Below are 18,479 nucleotides of genomic sequence, written 5' to 3'. Positions count from 1 at the left end.
AATTTGGATTTTTACCGGAAAAGTCTGATGACCGCAGCGCTAATACGTAATGCGATGACTATCGACGTGGAAGATTACTTCCAAGTCTCGGCCTTCGCCTCCACCATCCCGCGCGAGCATTGGGAAAGTCTACCGTGCCGGGTTGAACGCAATATTGATATCGCACTAGCTTTACTGGACGAAGGTAATGCGCACGCAACCTTTTTCACTTTAGGTTGGATCGCTGAACGCTATCCTGCCATCGTGCGCCGCATCGTAGATAATGGGCATGAGCTTGCCAGTCATGGTTATGGTCACCAACGCGTTAGCGAGCTAAGCCGCGATGAATTCATCCTAGACATCACTCGCGCCAAAAAGATATTAGAAGATATCTCAGGTAGCCAGGTAATTGGCTATCGCGCCCCGAGTTTTTCCATCGGCGCTGAGAACCTTTGGGCGCTTGATTTACTTCAGGAAGCTGGCTATCAATATAGTTCCAGCATTTATCCGATTCGACACGACCACTACGGCATGCCCGAGGCACCCCGTTTTGCTCACTACCCACGCGGAAAGGACGGCATGCTGGAACTTCCCCCCACCACTGCAGCATTATTGGGTCGAAACCTACCCGCAGCAGGCGGAGGCTACTTCAGACTACTACCATATCAAGCATCGCGCTGGCTTATACGCCGTGTCAACCAGCAGGACGTTAAACCCTGTATTTTTTATTTCCACCCGTGGGAGCTTGATCCAGACCAACCCCGTCAATGTGGCATCTCAACGAAAACACGCTTTCGCCATTACATCAATCTGAAACGTATGGAGTCCCGCATACAATCGTTGTTGCGGGATTTTCACTGGGGGCGCATGGACCGCATATTTATGAAAGCAGACGCGTGATGAACGTTTCAACGGCCATACCCGCACTGCAGGTGCGCGTGATGACACCGAATGATACTGCACGCTGGGATGAATTTGTTTACGCGTGTCCTGACTCCACATTTTTTCATCGAGCTGGCTGGAAAGAAGTAATAGAACGTGCCTTCGGGCATCACACTCACTTCTTGCTGGCTGAAGAAAATGGAGCCATCCAAGGCATTCTCCCGCTGGCAGAAATTAACAGCATATTGTTTGGACATTCATTATCTTCACTACCGTTTTGCGTTTACGGGGGGATCATCGCAACGACAGAGCCAGCGCGGAAGGCACTAGACGATGCGGCTCAAATGCTGGCTGCAAAACTATCTGTGGACTTCCTGGAATATCGCAACATTCTGCCCTTCCACACTGAATGGCCAAGCAAGAATCTCTATGTCTGTTTTCGCAAGATTATCGAGCCGGACGTGGAAGCAAACATGCTCGCCATCCCCCGAAAACAGAGGGCGATGGTTAGAAAGGGAATTAAAAATGGTCTCGCTAGCGAGATTGACGAAGGCATAGAGCGATTTTTTTCCGTGTTCGCAGACAATGTCCACCGTCATGGTACTCCCACATTACCCAAGCGCTATTTCATACTACTTAAAGAAATATTCGGCAGCGACTGCGAAGTACTGTCCGTAGTTAAAGATGGGCTCCTCTTAAGCAGCGTACTGAGCTTTTACTTCCGCGATGAAGTATTACCCTACTATGCTGGCGACACCGTGGAAGCTCGCAATTTTGCAGCCAATGATTTTAAGTACTGGGAGTTGATGCGGCGCGCTTGCGAGCGCGGCATCAAGGTATTCGACTATGGCCGCAGCAAGCGCGGCACTGGTCCGTTCGACTTCAAGAAAAACTGGGGATTTGAGCCGCAACCACTGCATTACGAATACCAATTGCTCAAAGCGAAAACCGTACCTGACACCAATCCATTGAACCCAAAATACCAGTTATTCATCAAGATCTGGCAAAAATTACCGCTGCCAGTAGTCAACTGGCTCGGACCGCACATTGTAAAAAACCTGGGATAGGGCCAATGGATCATTTGCTTTATCTTACCCACCGTATCCCCTACCCACCCAACAAGGGTGACAAAATACGTTCATACCATTTGCTAAAATATCTGGCGCGACACTACCATGTTCATCTCGGTACCTTTATCGATGATCCAGACGATTGGCAATACGTAAATACAGTAAAGCAATTATGCAAAGAAACCCATTTCGCTTCTTTAAATCCCCGCACAGCACGCCTGCGTAGTTTGAGCGCATTAATCGTGAATCGTCCTCTTACCTTGGATTATTACCGGAATATCGGATTGCAGGAGTGGGTAAAAAAGGTAATAAAGACGCACTCAATAAAGCACGTTCTAATATTCTCTTCCACCATGGCACAATATATAACAGGCATTCAACAAGCGCGTTGTATCATCGATTTTGTCGATATAGACTCGGACAAATGGCGTCAATACGCTACAAGAAAGCCATGGCCCATGAGTTGGCTATATCAACGCGAAGGCCGCTTGCTGCTCCGCTACGAACGACAAGTGGCACGCACGTATGATGCATCGCTGTTCGTTTCTAAAACTGAGGCCAATCTTTTTAAACAACTGTCGCCGGAGAGTGCTGAGAAAATTGGGTTCTTCAATAATGGTGTGGATAGTGACTATTTTTCGCCTAGCCGAGAATATCCTGATCCGTATCAAGCAAACACGGCAGCCATTGTATTTACCGGCGCTATGGATTACTGGCCAAATGTAGACGCCGTGCGTTGGTTCGCTCAGGAAATCTTTCCCACTGTACTTGCCAAGTATCCCCATGCACGGTTTTATATCGTGGGATCTCGCCCAACTGCCGCCGTACAGGAACTGGCGCAGTTACCTGGAACCGTGGTAACAGGCGCAGTAGATGATGTCAGGCCCTATCTCGCCCATGCCAAACTAGCGGTGGCGCCTTTACGCATCGCCAGAGGTTTACAGAACAAAGTATTGGAAGCCATGTCTATGGCAAAAACGGTTATTGCATCTCCCCAGGCAGCAGAAGGTATTTTAGCGACATCAGGCAAAGAGTTGCATATTGCCTGCAACGGCCAAGAGTTTAGCCACGTTATTATATCGATGCTCTCAAACAAAGCCGTAGAACATACTGGCGCAACCGCACGCGCTCGGATTCTGGCTGATTATGAATGGGAACGCAGCCTTGCGCATGTCAAAACATTGCTTGCGGACACTCCGATAACTGCGTCTGAATCCTTCAATCCAGGCAAAAGTACTTGGGTAGCAGAAGAAACTCCACACTTGGCTACTATCAAGGATATGCAACGATGACTGGCACAACACCTCAAGCATTAACGGCTTCCAGCGTCGGTAACCAAACCGAGCCGGCAATATTGCAATGGCGCTTTATGGCCATCCTCACACTTGCGACCATAGCCACGATTCTCGCCATCTATCACCAAACCGTATTATCCACTGTCTCTATCTGGCTGCGCTCTGAGACCTTTACCCACGGTTTTTTTATTTTTCCGATTAGCGCCTATCTCATATGGCTGAAGCGCAAATCGCTTGCCGAGATATCACCATGCGCGGATTACCGCGGCTTGATAGTTATGGCAGGGCTAGGCCTGGGCTGGCTGCTTGCCGATGCCGGCAGTGTGCAGGTTATCGCTCAATTGTGTTTGGTAGCAATGATACCGGTGGCAGTCTGGACGATGCTGGGGCTGCGGGTAGCCCGTGCGATTACTTTCCCCCTTGGATTCCTGTTTTTTGCCGTTCCGTTTGGAGAGTTCCTGATTCCCCCGCTAATGGATTTCACTGCCAATTTTGTAGTGACTGCACTACAAGTAACAGGTATTCCAGTTTTCCGTGAAGGAACATTTTTCACAATACCTAGTGGCCAGTGGTCCGTTGTAGAAGGTTGTAGCGGTTTACGCTATTTGATTGCCTCTATCACTCTGGGCACCTTATATGGCTATCTCACCTATCGCAGTAATAAACGCAGGTTTATTTTTGCTGCGCTGTCACTGATCGTCCCCATTTTTGCCAATGGGATGCGCGCTTATCTGATCGTGATGATCGCTCACTTAAGCAATATGCAATTGGCATTGGGAGTTGACCATTACATTTACGGCTGGGTCTTTTTCGGAATCGTTATAACGTTGCTATTCTGGATTGGCGCTTTCTGGCGGGAAGATCAACCCGATCACGAACGGCAAGAACACAAGATTGCTGTTAATACAGCTCGTGGCACAATCACGAGCCGTGGATTTGCCGTGGGCGTTATCACCATTCTGGTTGCAGCCTTGTGGCCTGCCTACGCAGTGTATTTAGACAGCCGCCCAATCAAAACCGATGGGCTAATTATTAAGCTACCTGAGTCTAATCAAGGTTGGAATCTGCAAACTACGGCATTTTCGGATTGGCAGCCCCACTACGTTGGCACCCATGCACAAGCCATGCATACTTACCGCAAGGGGGATAAGATCATCAGCATCTATCTCGGTTATTACCGGACTCAACGCCAGGATGCGGAATTAATTAATTCCCAAAACTACATGATCCAGCAAAAGCATCCCGTATGGAACAATGTAGGTGAAGGATCGCGCATAATTTCTCTTCGAGGAAAGAATGAAACAATCCAGCAAACATTATTGCGTGCCGCCAATAACCGATTATTAATCTGGAGTTGGAATAGTTTGGAGGGTACATATACTACCAACCCGTATCTGGCGAAGTTGCTTTTGGCAAAGGCCAAGTTATCTGGACAGCGAGACGATGGTGCAGTAATCATCATTGCAGCGCCCTATGAGGGTACGCCGGAAGCAGCGGCATTGTCACTACAAACTTTTGCCAACGATATGCTGCCGGCAATCGATGGCAGCCTTATTGAAGTAGCAGAGCACGGAACATATGCACACTAATAATCCACCATTGATTGTGCATGTCATTCATCATTTTGGCGTGGGCGGCATGGAAAATGGCATTGTGAATTTGATCAATCATATGCCCCCAGGACGCTACCGCCACGCCATCGTATGCTTGACCGGATACAGCGAGTTTCGTCAACGCCTGCATCAACCGGTCGAATTAGTGGCGCTTAACAAGCGTGCCGGCAATGATATAGGACTGTATGGTCGATTATTTCGTGAGCTACGGCGGCTCAAGCCAGCCATTGTACATACACGCAATCTCGCGGCCTTGGAAGGGCAAGTGGTTGCCGCTGCCGCTGGTATCAGCAACAGAGTGCATGGCGAGCATGGGCGTGACATGTTTGACTTGCAGGGCAAGAATCGTAAATACAATTTGCTGCGTCAAGCAATTCGGCCGCTGGTAAAGCATTACATTCCAGTGAGTAAAGATCTGAAACGCTGGTTAATCGATTCCGTACATGTAAATCCGGCAATCGCTACTCAAATTTACAACGGTGTCGATAGTGTAAAATTCTCACCGCTCACTACACCAAGAATTAACTTCGGCCCGTTTGGATTTTGCCCGCCAGATGGCTTTGTGATCGGCGCCGTGGGACGTATGGCAGAGGTAAAAGACTATCCCAATTTGGTGCGTGCTTTTCTACACATGCTAGAACTTAAGCCTGAGATTCGTGCTCGCGCGCGGCTGGTAATTCTGGGTGAAGGCGTGGCGCGCATGTCCTGCCTGGCCTTACTAAAGCAATCCAATGCCGAGCATCTCGCCTGGTTACCGGGCAACCGAGACGACATAGCGGATTTGATGCGCCAATTCGACCTATTCTGCTTATCCTCGTTGGGCGAAGGCGTATCCAACACCATTCTGGAAGCGATGGCATGCGGTTTGCCGGTAGTCGCAACCGCCGTCGGCGGGAACAGTGAACTGGTGGACGAGGGCATCACAGGCACGCTGGTACCAACTGCCGATCTGAAAGCAATGACAAATGCCATGCTAATGTATTTTCAAGATAGCGTTCGAACCCACACGCATGGTGCGGCGGGGCGAGCCAAAATTGAGGCGAACTTTTCAATGTCGGCCATGGTAAGTGGATACCTGAACGTATATGACACAGTGCTGGGTAATTAAGATAGAGACCATTAACATAACAAAAATGAAAAAAAAATCATGTGTGGAATAGCCGGCATATTTGATACGCAAGCCAAGCGCCCCATTGATCAGGCGCTGCTCACGCGCATGAACCAGACTCAGCATCATCGCGGCCCAGACGAGAGCGGCTTGCATGCGGAGCCTGGAATGGCAATGGCGCACAAACGGCTCTCGATCATAGACCTTTCTTCTGGTCATCAGCCCCTGTTCAACGAAGACGGCAGTGTGGTGGTGGTGTTCAACGGCGAGATATACAATTTCGTCGATTTAATCCCCGAACTTCAAGCATTGGGCCATACCTTCCGCACCCGTTGTGATACTGAAGTCATCGTACATGCCTGGGAGCAATGGGGTGAAGCCTGCGTTGAACGCTTCCGCGGTATGTTCGCGTTCGGGTTATGGGATCGCAATAAAGAGACGTTTTTTCTGGCACGTGATCGCCTCGGTGTTAAGCCGCTCTTCTATGCACTGCTTGACGACGGTCAACTTATCTTCGGATCTGAGCTTAAGGTTTTGACCGCCCACCCAGCGTTGCGACGTGACATTGACCCACAAGCGATTGAGGAATATTTCGCTTACGGCTATGTTCCCGAACCGCGTACCATATACAAGCAAGCCTTAAAGCTGTCACCCGCGCATACCCTCACCGTGAAGCGCGGTCAGCCAATGCCGCAGCCGCGTGAATATTGGGACGTACCATTTCATCCTCTTGCTCCAATGACGCAAGCCGAAGCGCAAGAAGAACTCGTGCCGCTACTGCGCGAATCTGTAAAAATCCGCTTGGCCTCAGAGGTACCCCTAGGCGCCTTCCTTTCTGGAGGCGTAGATTCCAGCGCCGTGGTGGCAATGATGGCAGGATTGTCCACCGAACCGGTGAACACCTGCTCTATCTCATTCGGCGACCCGGCATTCAATGAATCTGAATACGCTGCAATAGTCGCAACACGCTACCACACTAATCATCGAGTGGAACAAGTTGATACCGATGATTTCGGTCTCATTGATAAGTTAGCTGCACTCTACGATGAACCTTACGCAGACAGCTCCGCCATGCCCACTTACCGCGTGTGCCAACTGGCGCGAAAAAATGTCACTGTTGCACTTTCCGGTGATGGAGGCGACGAGAGCTTTGCTGGCTACCGGCGTTATCGCTGGCATCTGAACGAAGAACGCATGCGCAGTTTCATTCCATCTGCAGTGCGTCGCCCAGTATTCGGCCTGCTGGGCAAGTTCTATCCAAAAGCAGATTGGGCACCTAAAATTTTTCGTGCTAAATCCACGCTCGAGGGCATGGCGCGCGATTCAGTAGAAGGTTATTTTCATAGTATTTCGCTCTTCAGCGATTCCATGCGCGCGCGCCTGTTCAGCCCGGATTTTAATCGGGCGCTAGATGGCTACCGGGCGGTGGAGGTGATGTACCGGCACGATGCACACTCGCCTGCACAGGAACCACTGGCGCGAGTGCAATACCTCGACATCAAGACCTATCTCGTCGGCGACATTCTGACCAAGGTTGATCGTGCCAGCATGGCGCACGCGCTCGAAGTGCGCGAACCTCTGCTTGACCACAAATTGGTGGAGTGGGCCTCACGGTTACCTGCATCGCTCAAGCTACAGGGTGGGGAAGGCAAGTATATATTCAAGAAGGCGATGGAGTCGCACCTGCCAAATGAAATTTTATATCGCAAGAAAATGGGTTTTGCAGTGCCGCTTGCAAGCTGGTTCCGCGGCCCTCTGAAAGAAAAAGTCCGGGAGGCCGTGCTGGGCCCAACACTAGCAGCCACTGGTTACTTTAATGCGGATTACCTCCGCGAATTAGTCGACCATCATCAAGCCGGGCTGCGCGATTACAGCACGCCATTGTGGACACTGCTAATGTTCGAAGCATTTCTTCGAAATATTCAGCAAAGCAGCGTCAATTAACCAATACACAATAATAAGCAGCACCCATTAACTTGCTCAAACTTTTATTACTGGTTAAGTTGGTCTGATTAATAAGCCATATACACGCTGCTACCTTGCAGTGTATTTATTAAGGAAATTGTAATGAAGAAAGTTTTAATCCTTGGCGTAAATGGCTTTATCGGACACCACCTATCCAACCGCATCCTTGCTACAACTGATTGGGATGTGTACGGCATGGATATGAATTCAGAACGTATTACTGATTTTCTCGATCATCCGCGCTTTCATTTTTTTGAAGGCGACATCACCATCAACAAAGAATGGGTGGAGTATCATATCAAGAAGTGCGACGTGATTTTGCCATTGGTGGCAATTGCGACACCCTCCACTTATGTCAAAGAACCGCTGCGGGTATTTGAGCTCGATTTCGAAGCTAATCTACCCATTGTCCGCTCAGCCGTTAAATACCAGAAACACTTGATATTTCCTTCTACCTCTGAAGTGTATGGCATGTGCCACGATGAGGAGTTTGACCCCGAAAATTCAGAGCTTATCTGCGGCCCAATCAATAAGCCACGGTGGATTTATTCCTGTGCCAAGCAGTTGATGGATCGCGTGATTTGGGGCTATGGGACGGAACAGGGATTAAATTTTACCCTCTTCCGTCCATTCAACTGGATTGGTTCTGGACTGGACTCCATACACACACCGAAAGAAGGAAGCTCGCGCGTGCTGACACAATTTTTCGGCCACATCGTGCGGGGTGAAAATATAAGTCTGGTAGACGGTGGGCAACAGAAACGGGCATTTACTTATATCGACGATGGAATAACCGCACTAATGAAGATCATTGTAAACAAGGATGGTGTCGCTTCCGGTAAGATTTACAATATCGGCAATCCGAGCAACAACTATTCCATCCGTGACTTGGCTACCATGATGCTGAAATTGGCTGGAGAATACCCGGAGTACCTTGATTCTGCGAGCAAGGTGCAACTGGTAACAACCACAGCGGCAATCTATTACGGCAATGGCTACCAAGACGTGCAGAACCGGGTCCCAAAAATCACCAACACCTGCGAGGAGCTGGGATGGAATCCAGTTATTTCGATGGCAGATGCTCTACGAAAGATCTTTGATGCTTATCGCGGACAAATTAATGACGCGCGCAACTTAAATTATTGATCTAAAAATAGAAATGCACATCTTACATATCCTTGATCACTCTATTCCGTTACATAGTGGCTACACTTTTCGCACTCTTTCTATTCTTAAAGAACAACGTGCTTTGGGATGGCATACCATACAACTGACTAGCCCAAAGCAGGGAACTTGTAGCGCAAGTGAAGAAAATATCGATGGCTGGCATTTTTTCCGTACACACCATGCAATTACTCAAATGGCGAAAGTACCTTTTTTAAACCAGATTTCCGTCATTAATGCTCTTACTCGCCGTCTTGATGAAGTAGCCCGTATCGTTAAGCCGGATATTTTACATGCACACTCTCCTGCTCTGAATGCCATATCTGCTTTACGCGTTGGCCGCAGGTTGGGTATTCCAGTGGTCTATGAGGTTCGTGCATTCTGGGAAGATGCAGCGGTGGATCATGGTACTAGCACAGAACGGGGACTGCGTTACCGCCTTACTCGCGCCCTAGAAACCTACGCCTTCAATCGCGTGGATGCCATTACCACGATCTGTGAAGGGTTGCGCAACGATATCGTGATGCGTGGCGTTTCAGCGCAAAAAGTCACCGTCATCCCCAATGCCGTGGATATTGAAAAATTTTCCTTGGGAAGCACACCGGATAACTTGCTTAAGCAGCAACTAGGTCTGACAGGCTACCGTATCATCGGCTTCATAGGCTCATTCTATGCCTATGAAGGGTTGGATTTACTGCTAACTGCATTACCGCGCATTCTCGAGCAAATGCCGGATGTACGTGTTTTATTGGTGGGCGGTGGGCCGCAGGAAGAAGCATTGAAACAGCAATCTCGCCAACTCGGCATTGCGGATAAGGTTGTGTTCACTGGTCGAGTACCACACAGTGAGGTGAACCGCTATTACGACCTGGTGGACGTACTCGTTTATCCGCGCCACTCAATGCGTCTCACTGAATTGGTTACGCCGTTGAAACCACTGGAAGCGATGGCACAGGGCCGTTTATTTGTGGCTTCCAACGTAGGAGGACACAAAGAGCTGATTCGTGATGGTGAAACGGGCGTGCTTTTCAAAGCCGGATCTCCGCAAGACCTAGCGAGCAAGGTGCTCGATTTGCTTAATACACCCGAGCGCTGGCCGGCGATGAAAGCCGCCGGGCGGCACTTTGTCGAGACTGAGCGTAACTGGAAAGTGTCTGTAGCTCGCTATCACACCGTTTACAGTCGTTTAACCGACCAGACAGTACGATAATCAGAATGCGAGTTCAAGATTTAAAAATCGCCCTCATTGGGCCGCTGCCGCCACCCTCGGGTGGCATGGCCAACCAGACTTGGCAGCTGGCTACACTCCTGAAGCAAGAAGGAATAAGCGTTGAGCTTGTCCGGGTAAACGCACCCTACCGACCACACTGTGTCGGCCGCATCACGGGACTGCGTGCCGTGTTTCGCTTGTTGCCGTACTTGTTCAATTTATGGCGCGCTGCAGGCAGAGTCGATTTATTTCACATCATGGCCAATTCCGGCTGGTCCTGGCACTTATTTGCGGCACCAGCGGTGTGGATTGCAAAGTTGCGAGGCAAAGCAGTGTTAGTCAATTATCGGGGGGGCGAGGCAGACGATTTTTTCACTCGAGCATTTGCCTGGGTTCAGCCGACACTAAAAAGAGTCAATACAATTGTAGTGCCTTCCGGTTTCCTGGAAAAAGTATTCGCGAATCGTGGCTTTATCACTCGCATAGTGCCCAATATTGTGGATTTAAGCCGCTTCATGCCTAACCATACACGCAAACAAAACCTTTTAGCCCCACATATCGTGGTAGCGCGCAATTTAGAACTACTGTACGACAATTCCACCGCACTCAAAGCATTTAGCATTTTACGCAAAGCTTTCCCTGATGCGCGTTTGACTATCGCTGGTTCTGGTCCTGAGCGCGCAAAACTGGAAGCGATGGCAAAGGAGTTGGGCGTGTCCAATGCTGTAGTGTTTGCAGGTCAAATTGATAACGAGCATATGCCCATGCTCTATCGCGATGCAGATATCGCTCTTAACCCCAGCCTGGCAGACAATATGCCGATTTCGGTTTTGGAGGCATTGGCCAGCGGTGTACCTGTGGTCAGCACCAATGTCGGCGGTTTACCGTTTCTGGTGGAAGACGGAAAGACCGCTCTGCTGATTCCACCGAGTGACCCAGAGCGAATGGCCGAGGCCATGTTGCGCGTGTTGAGTGATGAATCGTTGCGAAGGCGTATGGTTCAAGCCGGTCTAGATCATGCACGACGATTCGCTTGGGAAAGCGTGCGGGGTGAACTTTTTTTGGCGTACGAAATGGCACTGGATGGGGCAATGTTGACTGTTACCCAAGATGGGAAATAATCATGGCCGATCTCTATAACCGGTTGGTGGCGCATACTCTGTTCCCTCTGCATGAACGGCTGATGCAGCGCCCCACCTTCGGCTACCTGAAAGAATTGGATAAGAGCCAATGGATGTCTCGTGCAGAGGTCGAGCACTTGCAGATGCACAAGCTCAAGCTGCTGCTCCAGTCGGCAGAACAGCACAGCCCATGGCATGCCGAGAACATTCGCTCCGCTGGCTTGGAACCACAATGTAGCACGCCGCTCACCTTGGAAGCACTGCGTCGCTTACCCACCATGACCAAGCAGGATGCCACCCGCAACATTGAACAGCTAGTTTGGCACGACATTCCCGGCGGAGCCTTCAAATACAATACTGGCGGCTCCAGCGGCCAGCCGCTGATTTTTCACTATGGGCGTTTGCGCCAAGCCTCCGATGCCGCCGGTCGCATACGCGCCAGGCGCTGGTGGGGCGTCGAGGTGGGTGACCGGGAGGTCTATCTCTGGGGCGCCCCGGTCGAACTGAACAAAACCGGTCGTATCAAAGCGCTGCGAGACCGACTGCTCAATCAGCTGGTTCTGAATGCTTTCGACATGTCAGCGACCAACATGGACGCCTACATCAAAGCCATTCACGAGTTTCAGCCCAAATGCATTTACGGCTATGCCAGCAGTTTGGCTCTGCTGGCGGCACACGCCGGGGAACGCGGCATCAAGCTCAAGCTTTCCTCGCTCAAGGTGGTGTGTACCACCGGCGAACCACTTTATCCGCACCAACGCAAGCTGATCGAAGAAGTTTTCGGCGTGCCTGCCGCCAATGAATTTGGTAGCCGCGATATTGGTTTCACCGCCCATGAAACCCCGGACGGCCAGATACTGCTGATGAGTGAGAGCATCATCCTCGAAATCCTCGATGAACAAGGCAATCCGGTCGCGCCCGGCGAATCCGGCGAAGCAATCATGACCGGACTCTGTTCCCACGCACAACCCTTCATTCGATACCGCACTGGCGACGTGGTACGCTACGCCAACGACAACTGCAAATCAGGACGAGGACTGCACGTGATCGGAGAAGTGATGGGCCGTACCACAGATTTCGTGGTGCGCTCCGACGGCACAATCATGCATGCGCTTGCGGTAATCTATGTGCTACGTGCTACGGAAGGTATCGACGAGTTTAAATTCATCCAGCACGGTATTCAGGACGTAGAGATTCTGCTAGTACGAAACCCTGACTGGACCGATCAATCTCGCGACAAGTCCGTGAGCGGAATTCAAGCTCGACTCGGCAACGATGTGCGGATCGAACTACGCTTTGTGGACTCGATTCCACCCGAAGCCTCAGGCAAATACCGCTATGTGGTGAGTCATGTGCCACTGCAATCGGGACTAAATAACGCACTCCGAGAACCATCGTCCACCATGCACCCGAAAAAAATTTAACAGGAAACGAGTAACATGAGTCTTGCCAATTTGCTTGCACTGCCTTTCCGCTACCGTCCTTGGCGGCCACGACATATGCGCCTTATTCTTAATGATCTTTCTGCTCCGGCTCAGCCAGAATTCGACCATGCGACTCATCTCGCAAGCGTGATTGACTGGTTGAGTCGTGCCCAGGATATCAGGGACGGTCACCCCGACGCAGGCGGTGTTTCGGCGGGATGGAGCTTTGAGGACGGCTGGCTGCCAAGCTATCCGGAAACGACCGGCTACATCATCGAATCCTTCCTCGCGGCGGGCAAGTTGTTGGAACGACCTGATCTAAAGCAACGCGCTCAGCGCATGATCGACTGGGAACTTTCCATACAGCAGAGTGATGGTGCATTCCCCGGCCACTTCGGCGAAGTGGGTAGCCGTCCCGTTATCTTCAATACCGGTCAGATCATGCATGGCATGCTCGCTGGATATTTGCAACTGGGACGTAAGGAGTGCTTGGAAGCAGCGGTCAGAGCCGGTTTATGGCTGGTGCGTCAGCAAGATGCCGATGGCTGCTGGTATCGCTTTGAACACAATAATGTGCCGCACGTATACAACACCCGGGGCACTTGGGCGCTTGTATCCACAGGCCTGATCGCGAACGAGTCCGAACTAACCCAAGCGGCGCGTCGCAACCTTGATTGGGCACTCACCCAGCAAACAACTTCCGGATGGTTTCGCACCAACGCCTTTTCTCCGGACAAAGCACCGTTTACTCATACCATCGCTTACGCAATCCGCGGATTTTTGGAAAGCGGGGTATTGCTGGACGATGAACGTTACCTTGCAGCTGCACTTGTCGCTGCTCGCGGCATGGCGCGAGTGCAGCGTGCCGACGGCTGGTTAGCCGGCACTTATACGGATAATTGGATATCACGTGCAAACTACAGCTGTCTCACTGGCATAGCGCAAATGAGCCTCAATTGGACACGTTTGGCGCAAGGTGGTGGCGCACCGGAATTTCACGAGAATGCGCGTCGTGCAATCGGCTATGTAAAACGCACGCAACGTCTTGGTGATGCTGATGAAGCGGTACGGGGGGGTATCGCTGGCTCCTTCCCAATCTGGGGCGACTACTCCCGTTTTGAATATCCAAACTGGGCAGCAAAATTTTTTGCCGATGCGCTGATGATGGATATGCAAAATTGTGCGATTCCGCCCGTCGCTACGCGAATTGCCAAGTCAGGAGAAAGTCTCCATGGCTGATCTTTCTGTCATGGTGCTATGCGGCCGCGCACCTCGGCATCTTTATGTCGCGAACCGGCTGTGTGGTTCCGCGCAGGTAGTCGCTATCGTTCAGGAAGCAGGCAGCCACTGGACGTATAAAAAAATACTCAAGCTGCTGCGTCCGGATAACCTGTGGCGCAAAGTGTGGCGCTGGCTACGCGATCGTAAACGTTATGCTGACGGGGGTGAAGGCAAGTTTTTCTTTGGTGATGCCGAACCGCGACTCGATAGACCCGAATTGGTCACCGAGGTGCCGCATATTAATCATCCGAGCGTAATCGAACTTGCCGATAGGCTTCGGCCCGATGTAATTGCAGTTTTCGGCACCTCACTCATAAAAGGGGCGCTGCTTACGCGCGGCTCTTTGGGCATCATCAATCTGCATGGCGGCTTATCGCCCGAATACCGCGGCGCAGATTGCACATTCTGGGCGCTCTATAACGGCGAACCAGAAAAAATAGGCTGTACGCTGCACTTCATCGATGCCGGCATCGATACCGGCAAGCTGCTCGCCCATGTTTGCCCCGAAGTGCATGAGGGAGACAATGAACTCACCCTATTTTGGCGCGCTGTGCGCGATAGCGCCGAGGTCTACGCCGAGGTGATCGACCGCCTCACGCGAAGCGAAGCGCTGGGTGCACCACAATCAGGCAAAGGTAAGCTGTATCAGGTCAAGGATCGAGGCTGGCATGATGAGCAGCAGCTCGCACAAAGTTTGCACAATGGTTTACTTAAGGACATACATTTAAAGAAGCGTGTGACATGGTTTGCCGTCACACCCTCCGAGAAAGAACGGAGATAAATCAGTGCGTGATTTAATTGTCACTGCCATCGTGTTTGGATTCTTGCCCATGGCCTTATCGCGCCCGTATGTTGGCCTTTATCTGTTTTCCTGGTTGAGCTACATGAATCCCCATCGACTGGCTTGGGGTTTCGCGACCACCATGCCCTTTGCATATATCGTGGCACTTACGACAATGGTTAGCGTACTCACTTCAAAAGAGCCGAAAAGCATGCCATGGACACGCGAGATGACGGTGCTACTCTTGTATATTATATGGATGACGGTCACCACATATTTTGCGTTTTTCTACAATCTGGCCACGGAGCAATTGCTGAAAGTTATCAAAATTCAAATCATGATTTTTCTTACCCCGCTAGTAATAACCAATCGCCAACGGTTGCATGGACTAATTTGGATCATTGCACTGTCACTTGGTTTTTATGGCGTGAAAGGCGGGATTTTCACAATACTGAAAGGAGGTGCATTTCGTGTCCAGGGACCGCCAGGGACATTCATAGCCGGTAACAATGAAATCGCTTTGGCTTTGTTAATGACTATCCCTTTAATACGCTATTTACAATTGCATGAAACACGCAAGTGGCTGCACCAAGGACTGGGAGCGGCTATGATACTAACCATAATATCGACAATCGGCTCACAATCACGAGGTGCGCTGGTGGGCGCGGCGGTAATGGGCTTTATCTTCTGGATAAAAAGCCGGAATAAATTTTTCACCAGCGTTATGCTTACCGCCGCCATCGGTATTGTGGCTCTGGTTATGCCGCAAGAGTGGTATGACCGCATGTCAACCATTAAAACATACGAGCAAGATCAATCAGCGCAAGGTCGGATAAACGCCTGGTGGACAGCATGGAATGTAGCTAAGGATCGCGTTACTGGTGGTGGGTTTGAAATGTTCCAGTATCGCACATTCCATCAGTACGCGCCTGACCCGTCCAGTGTCCACGATGTACATAGTGTATATTTTGAAGTGCTAGGTGAGCATGGATTTATCGGGCTTGGGCTGTGGTTATTGCTTGCTATCTTGACGTGGCAAACCGGTTCCTGGGTAATAAAACACGCACAACGCGATCCTGACAAAAAATGGGCAGTAGATTTAGCCGCAATGGGGCAAGTAAGTATGGTTGGCTTTGCGGTGTCCGGAGCCTTTCTAGGGCTGTCCAATTTCGATCTCTATTACCACCTGCTGATGATTATTGTACTGACTAAAGTAATTTTATTGAAAGAGCAAGCTCAGTCGGCCAGAGAATTAAATATATTAAAAGAAGAAACGCAAACGAATAGTGCATTGGCAACTACTCGTTCACCATGAAAACTATAGTTGCATTTTATTTGTAGCCAAGCAAAAGCCTTTAAACGGAACTTGAAGCCGTATGTCGGCCAATGAACAGTAGTGATGGCGCCATCTTTGGTGATATCGATTTCACACGTTTGACATGCGAATAACTTAAAATAAAACCCCTTTATTGATGAGATAATCTTCGAAGAAACAAGTGGAACACTGTTACTGTGAAATAATTAAATTAACGCACTACTTAAAACAATTTACAACTGCTTGTTTTTCTGGCTTGCTTGATAAGTTAGCCCATAATTAATCATATAGCGAGGTTGCATTCCTTGCGAAAAATTCTTCTATATCATCTGACTTAACAAAATATATGACAAATACACTTAAAATTGGCCTTATTTCAATCAGCGACCGAGCTAGCAGCGGAGTTTATCAAGACGCAGGCTTACCAACATTGCAAGAGTGGTTTACGCAGACTCTGATGAGCCCATGGGAATGTGTCACACGTTTGATACCGGATGAACAGAAGATTATTGAGACAACCTTGATTGAATTAGCAGATAAAGAAAAATGTCATTTGATCTTGACTACAGGTGGGACTGGTCCAGCGTTACGCGATGTAACTCCAGAAGCAACATTGGCCGTGGCACACAAGGTATTACCTGGTTTCGGAGAACAAATGCGTGCAGTCAGCCTGCGTTATGTACCTACGGCAATTTTGTCACGCCAACTTGGCGTGACACGCGGGCAGTCTCTGATTCTGAACTTGCCGGGGCAACCGAAGGCAATTAAGGAAACACTGGATGGGATTTTTGCCGCCGTGCCATACTGCATAGATTTGATTGGGGGGCCCTATATAGAAACAAAAACGGACGTATTAACGTCATTCCGGCCCAAATCAGCACAACGACAAAAATAGTTTATGCTGCTTGCCAATGCCCTGAACGCCCACCCTGCTTTTCCAGTAAACGCAGTCGGTTAATTTCCATACCACGATCAACCGCCTTGCACATATCATAGATAGTAAGCAGGGCGATACTTACTGCGGTCATGGCTTCTATTTCGACACCAGTGCGACCAAACGTTTCTGCGGTGGCAATGCATTCCACCGTAGTGCTCTCGTGGTCGAGTTGAAACTCCACCGCAACACGTGTCAAATACAGCGGGTGGCATAATGGAATCAATTCAGCGGTTCGCTTACTCGCCTGTATCGCAGCAATACGCGCGATACCCAGCACATCGCCCTTCTTGGCGGTACCGGAGGCAATCAACTCCAGCGTACTGGGACTCATTTTGATACTACCGGACGCTTTTGCGATACGTTGGGTCTCGCTCTTTCCGGCAACATCCACCATATGCGCCTGTCCGTCTTGATCGAAGTGGGTCATGCCATTTGTCATGCTGATTTCCTGACTGCATCGTTATGCCAATGCTCCATGCGTTTCACGTCAGTGTCACGTGTTTCCAGCCACTGAGAACCTTCACTGGTTTGTTCTTTTTTCCAGAATGGGGCGGCAGTTTTCAAGTAATCAATGATGAATTCACAGCCCGCGAACGCTTCACCGCGATGCAATGCCGTAGTAGCCACCAGCACAATCTGGTCGCTCGCAAGCAATTGCCCAATGCGGTGGATGACACGGACATTTATTAAACTCCACCGTTCAGTCGCCTCAGCAATGATTTTATTCAGCGCCTTTTCAGTCATACCGGGATAGTATTCAAGAAAAATACTTTCTATCGTTTCATTATGACTAAAATCGCGAACTAAACCGACGAAGCTAACCATGGCACCCACTTTTGAATTGCCAGAACGCAGGGTTGCTAATTCGGAGGCCAGGTCAAAATCGTCTTCCTGTATCAAAACGCTCATTTCAACCTCCGGAAATAGGCGAGAAAATGGCGATCTCGTCATGCTCGTTGATGGCGGCAGGCAAACCAGCAAACTCTTGATTAATCGCGCAACGCACGCGGCTGTCTGCCAATTCTTGCGCCCATATATCCCCGCGCAAACGCAGCCATGCGAGAAGACCAGCCAGCGTAGATGCTTCTGCTGGTACATCTGCAGTTTCGCGTGACATCTTCAAATGTTCTCTCGGCCGACCGAAATACACCAATTCAATTTTCATCGCAGTTCCTTGAAAAATAATTCAAAATAAATACGGCCAGTTCATTTGGGCACGTCTATATCAAGTTTATAGATAATGAGAATTTCCTGACTCTATACTCTATGTGAAATAGAGTGGGCAATCAACTTTCAACCTCCCGCAGAAGTAGTAAATCCGATCGTCCTGAGAG

The 18,479-nt window shown here is 49.9% G+C and carries 17 protein-coding genes; 14 read left to right on the top strand and 3 right to left on the bottom strand.

What is annotated here, in order from left to right:
• Window positions 1-27: 27 nt before the first annotated feature.
• The 14 genes from MJ769_RS02100 (at window position 28) to mog (ending at window position 17,103) form a co-directional block, all read left to right on the top strand.
• Window positions 28-879 (top strand): XrtA system polysaccharide deacetylase, encoded by an 852-nt coding sequence (locus tag MJ769_RS02100; RefSeq protein WP_239234199.1) that lies wholly within the window; start codon window positions 28-30, stop codon window positions 877-879.
• Complete coding sequence (locus MJ769_RS02095; RefSeq protein WP_239234198.1) at window positions 879-1,928, top strand: FemAB family XrtA/PEP-CTERM system-associated protein; 1,050 nt, start codon at window positions 879-881, stop codon at window positions 1,926-1,928. The genes MJ769_RS02100 and MJ769_RS02095 overlap by 1 nt, the downstream gene beginning before the upstream one ends.
• A 5-nt stretch (window positions 1,929-1,933) precedes the next feature.
• Complete coding sequence (locus tag MJ769_RS02090) at window positions 1,934-3,223, top strand: TIGR03087 family PEP-CTERM/XrtA system glycosyltransferase (RefSeq protein ID WP_239234197.1); 1,290 nt, start codon at window positions 1,934-1,936, stop codon at window positions 3,221-3,223.
• Entirely contained in the window at window positions 3,220-4,815 is a 1,596-nt protein-coding gene (gene xrtA / locus MJ769_RS02085; protein WP_239234196.1) for an exosortase A, read from the top strand. Before MJ769_RS02090 ends, xrtA begins: the two co-directional genes overlap by 4 nt.
• On the top strand, window positions 4,805-5,947 hold the full coding sequence (locus tag MJ769_RS02080) for a TIGR03088 family PEP-CTERM/XrtA system glycosyltransferase (RefSeq protein ID WP_239234195.1): 1,143 nt from the start codon (window positions 4,805-4,807) through the stop codon (window positions 5,945-5,947). Before xrtA ends, MJ769_RS02080 begins: the two co-directional genes overlap by 11 nt.
• Window positions 5,948-5,986: 39 nt before the next feature.
• The gene (locus MJ769_RS02075; protein ID WP_239234194.1) at window positions 5,987-7,891 is read left to right on the top strand and encodes an XrtA/PEP-CTERM system amidotransferase; all 1,905 of its coding nucleotides are present in this window, start codon (window positions 5,987-5,989) and stop codon (window positions 7,889-7,891) included.
• Window positions 7,892-8,014: 123 nt separating this feature from the next.
• Window positions 8,015-9,058 (top strand): bifunctional UDP-4-keto-pentose/UDP-xylose synthase, encoded by a 1,044-nt coding sequence (locus MJ769_RS02070; protein WP_239234193.1) that lies wholly within the window; start codon window positions 8,015-8,017, stop codon window positions 9,056-9,058.
• Window positions 9,059-9,071: 13 nt separating this feature from the next.
• On the top strand, window positions 9,072-10,286 hold the full coding sequence (locus MJ769_RS02065; protein ID WP_239234192.1) for a TIGR04063 family PEP-CTERM/XrtA system glycosyltransferase: 1,215 nt from the start codon (window positions 9,072-9,074) through the stop codon (window positions 10,284-10,286).
• 5 nt (window positions 10,287-10,291) lie between these two features.
• Entirely contained in the window at window positions 10,292-11,407 is a 1,116-nt protein-coding gene (locus MJ769_RS02060; RefSeq protein WP_239234191.1) for a glycosyltransferase family 4 protein, read from the top strand.
• A gap of 2 nt (window positions 11,408-11,409) precedes the next feature.
• Window positions 11,410-12,831 carry a phenylacetate--CoA ligase family protein gene (locus tag MJ769_RS02055; protein WP_239234190.1) on the top strand — a complete coding sequence of 474 codons (1,422 nt, stop codon included), beginning with the start codon at window positions 11,410-11,412 and terminating at the stop codon, window positions 12,829-12,831.
• A 15-nt stretch (window positions 12,832-12,846) separates the two neighbouring features.
• Window positions 12,847-14,070, top strand: coding sequence for a prenyltransferase/squalene oxidase repeat-containing protein (locus tag MJ769_RS02050; protein WP_239234189.1), 1,224 nt, complete (start codon window positions 12,847-12,849; stop codon window positions 14,068-14,070).
• Complete coding sequence (locus tag MJ769_RS02045; RefSeq protein WP_239234188.1) at window positions 14,063-14,893, top strand: formyl transferase; 831 nt, start codon at window positions 14,063-14,065, stop codon at window positions 14,891-14,893. Before MJ769_RS02050 ends, MJ769_RS02045 begins: the two co-directional genes overlap by 8 nt.
• A 4-nt stretch (window positions 14,894-14,897) precedes the next feature.
• Window positions 14,898-16,208 carry a putative O-glycosylation ligase, exosortase A system-associated gene (locus MJ769_RS02040; protein WP_239234187.1) on the top strand — a complete coding sequence of 437 codons (1,311 nt, stop codon included), beginning with the start codon at window positions 14,898-14,900 and terminating at the stop codon, window positions 16,206-16,208.
• 346 nt (window positions 16,209-16,554) lie between these two features.
• A complete protein-coding gene (gene mog / locus MJ769_RS02035; RefSeq protein ID WP_239234186.1) occupies window positions 16,555-17,103 on the top strand; it encodes a molybdopterin adenylyltransferase in 549 nt (182 codons plus the stop codon).
• Window position 17,104: 1 nt separating this feature from the next.
• Here the strand turns inward: mog and moaC are convergent, their stop codons facing one another.
• The 3 genes from moaC to MJ769_RS02020 are packed head-to-tail and all read right to left on the bottom strand — an operon-like array spanning window position 17,105 to window position 18,310.
• On the bottom strand, window positions 17,105-17,584 hold the full coding sequence (gene moaC / locus MJ769_RS02030; RefSeq protein ID WP_239234185.1) for a cyclic pyranopterin monophosphate synthase MoaC: 480 nt from the start codon (window positions 17,582-17,584) through the stop codon (window positions 17,105-17,107).
• A complete protein-coding gene (locus MJ769_RS02025; RefSeq protein ID WP_239234184.1) occupies window positions 17,581-18,054 on the bottom strand; it encodes a molybdenum cofactor biosynthesis protein MoaE in 474 nt (157 codons plus the stop codon). The genes moaC and MJ769_RS02025 overlap by 4 nt, the downstream gene beginning before the upstream one ends.
• A gap of 1 nt (window position 18,055) precedes the next feature.
• Window positions 18,056-18,310, bottom strand: coding sequence for a MoaD/ThiS family protein (locus MJ769_RS02020; protein WP_239190853.1), 255 nt, complete (start codon window positions 18,308-18,310; stop codon window positions 18,056-18,058).
• Between the last annotated feature and the right edge of the window lie 169 nt (window positions 18,311-18,479).

The organism is Candidatus Nitrotoga sp. BS (assembly GCF_927797785.1).
Classification (GTDB): Bacteria; Pseudomonadota; Gammaproteobacteria; order Burkholderiales; family Gallionellaceae; genus Nitrotoga.
This window is presented reverse-complemented; position numbering and strand designations above follow the sequence as displayed.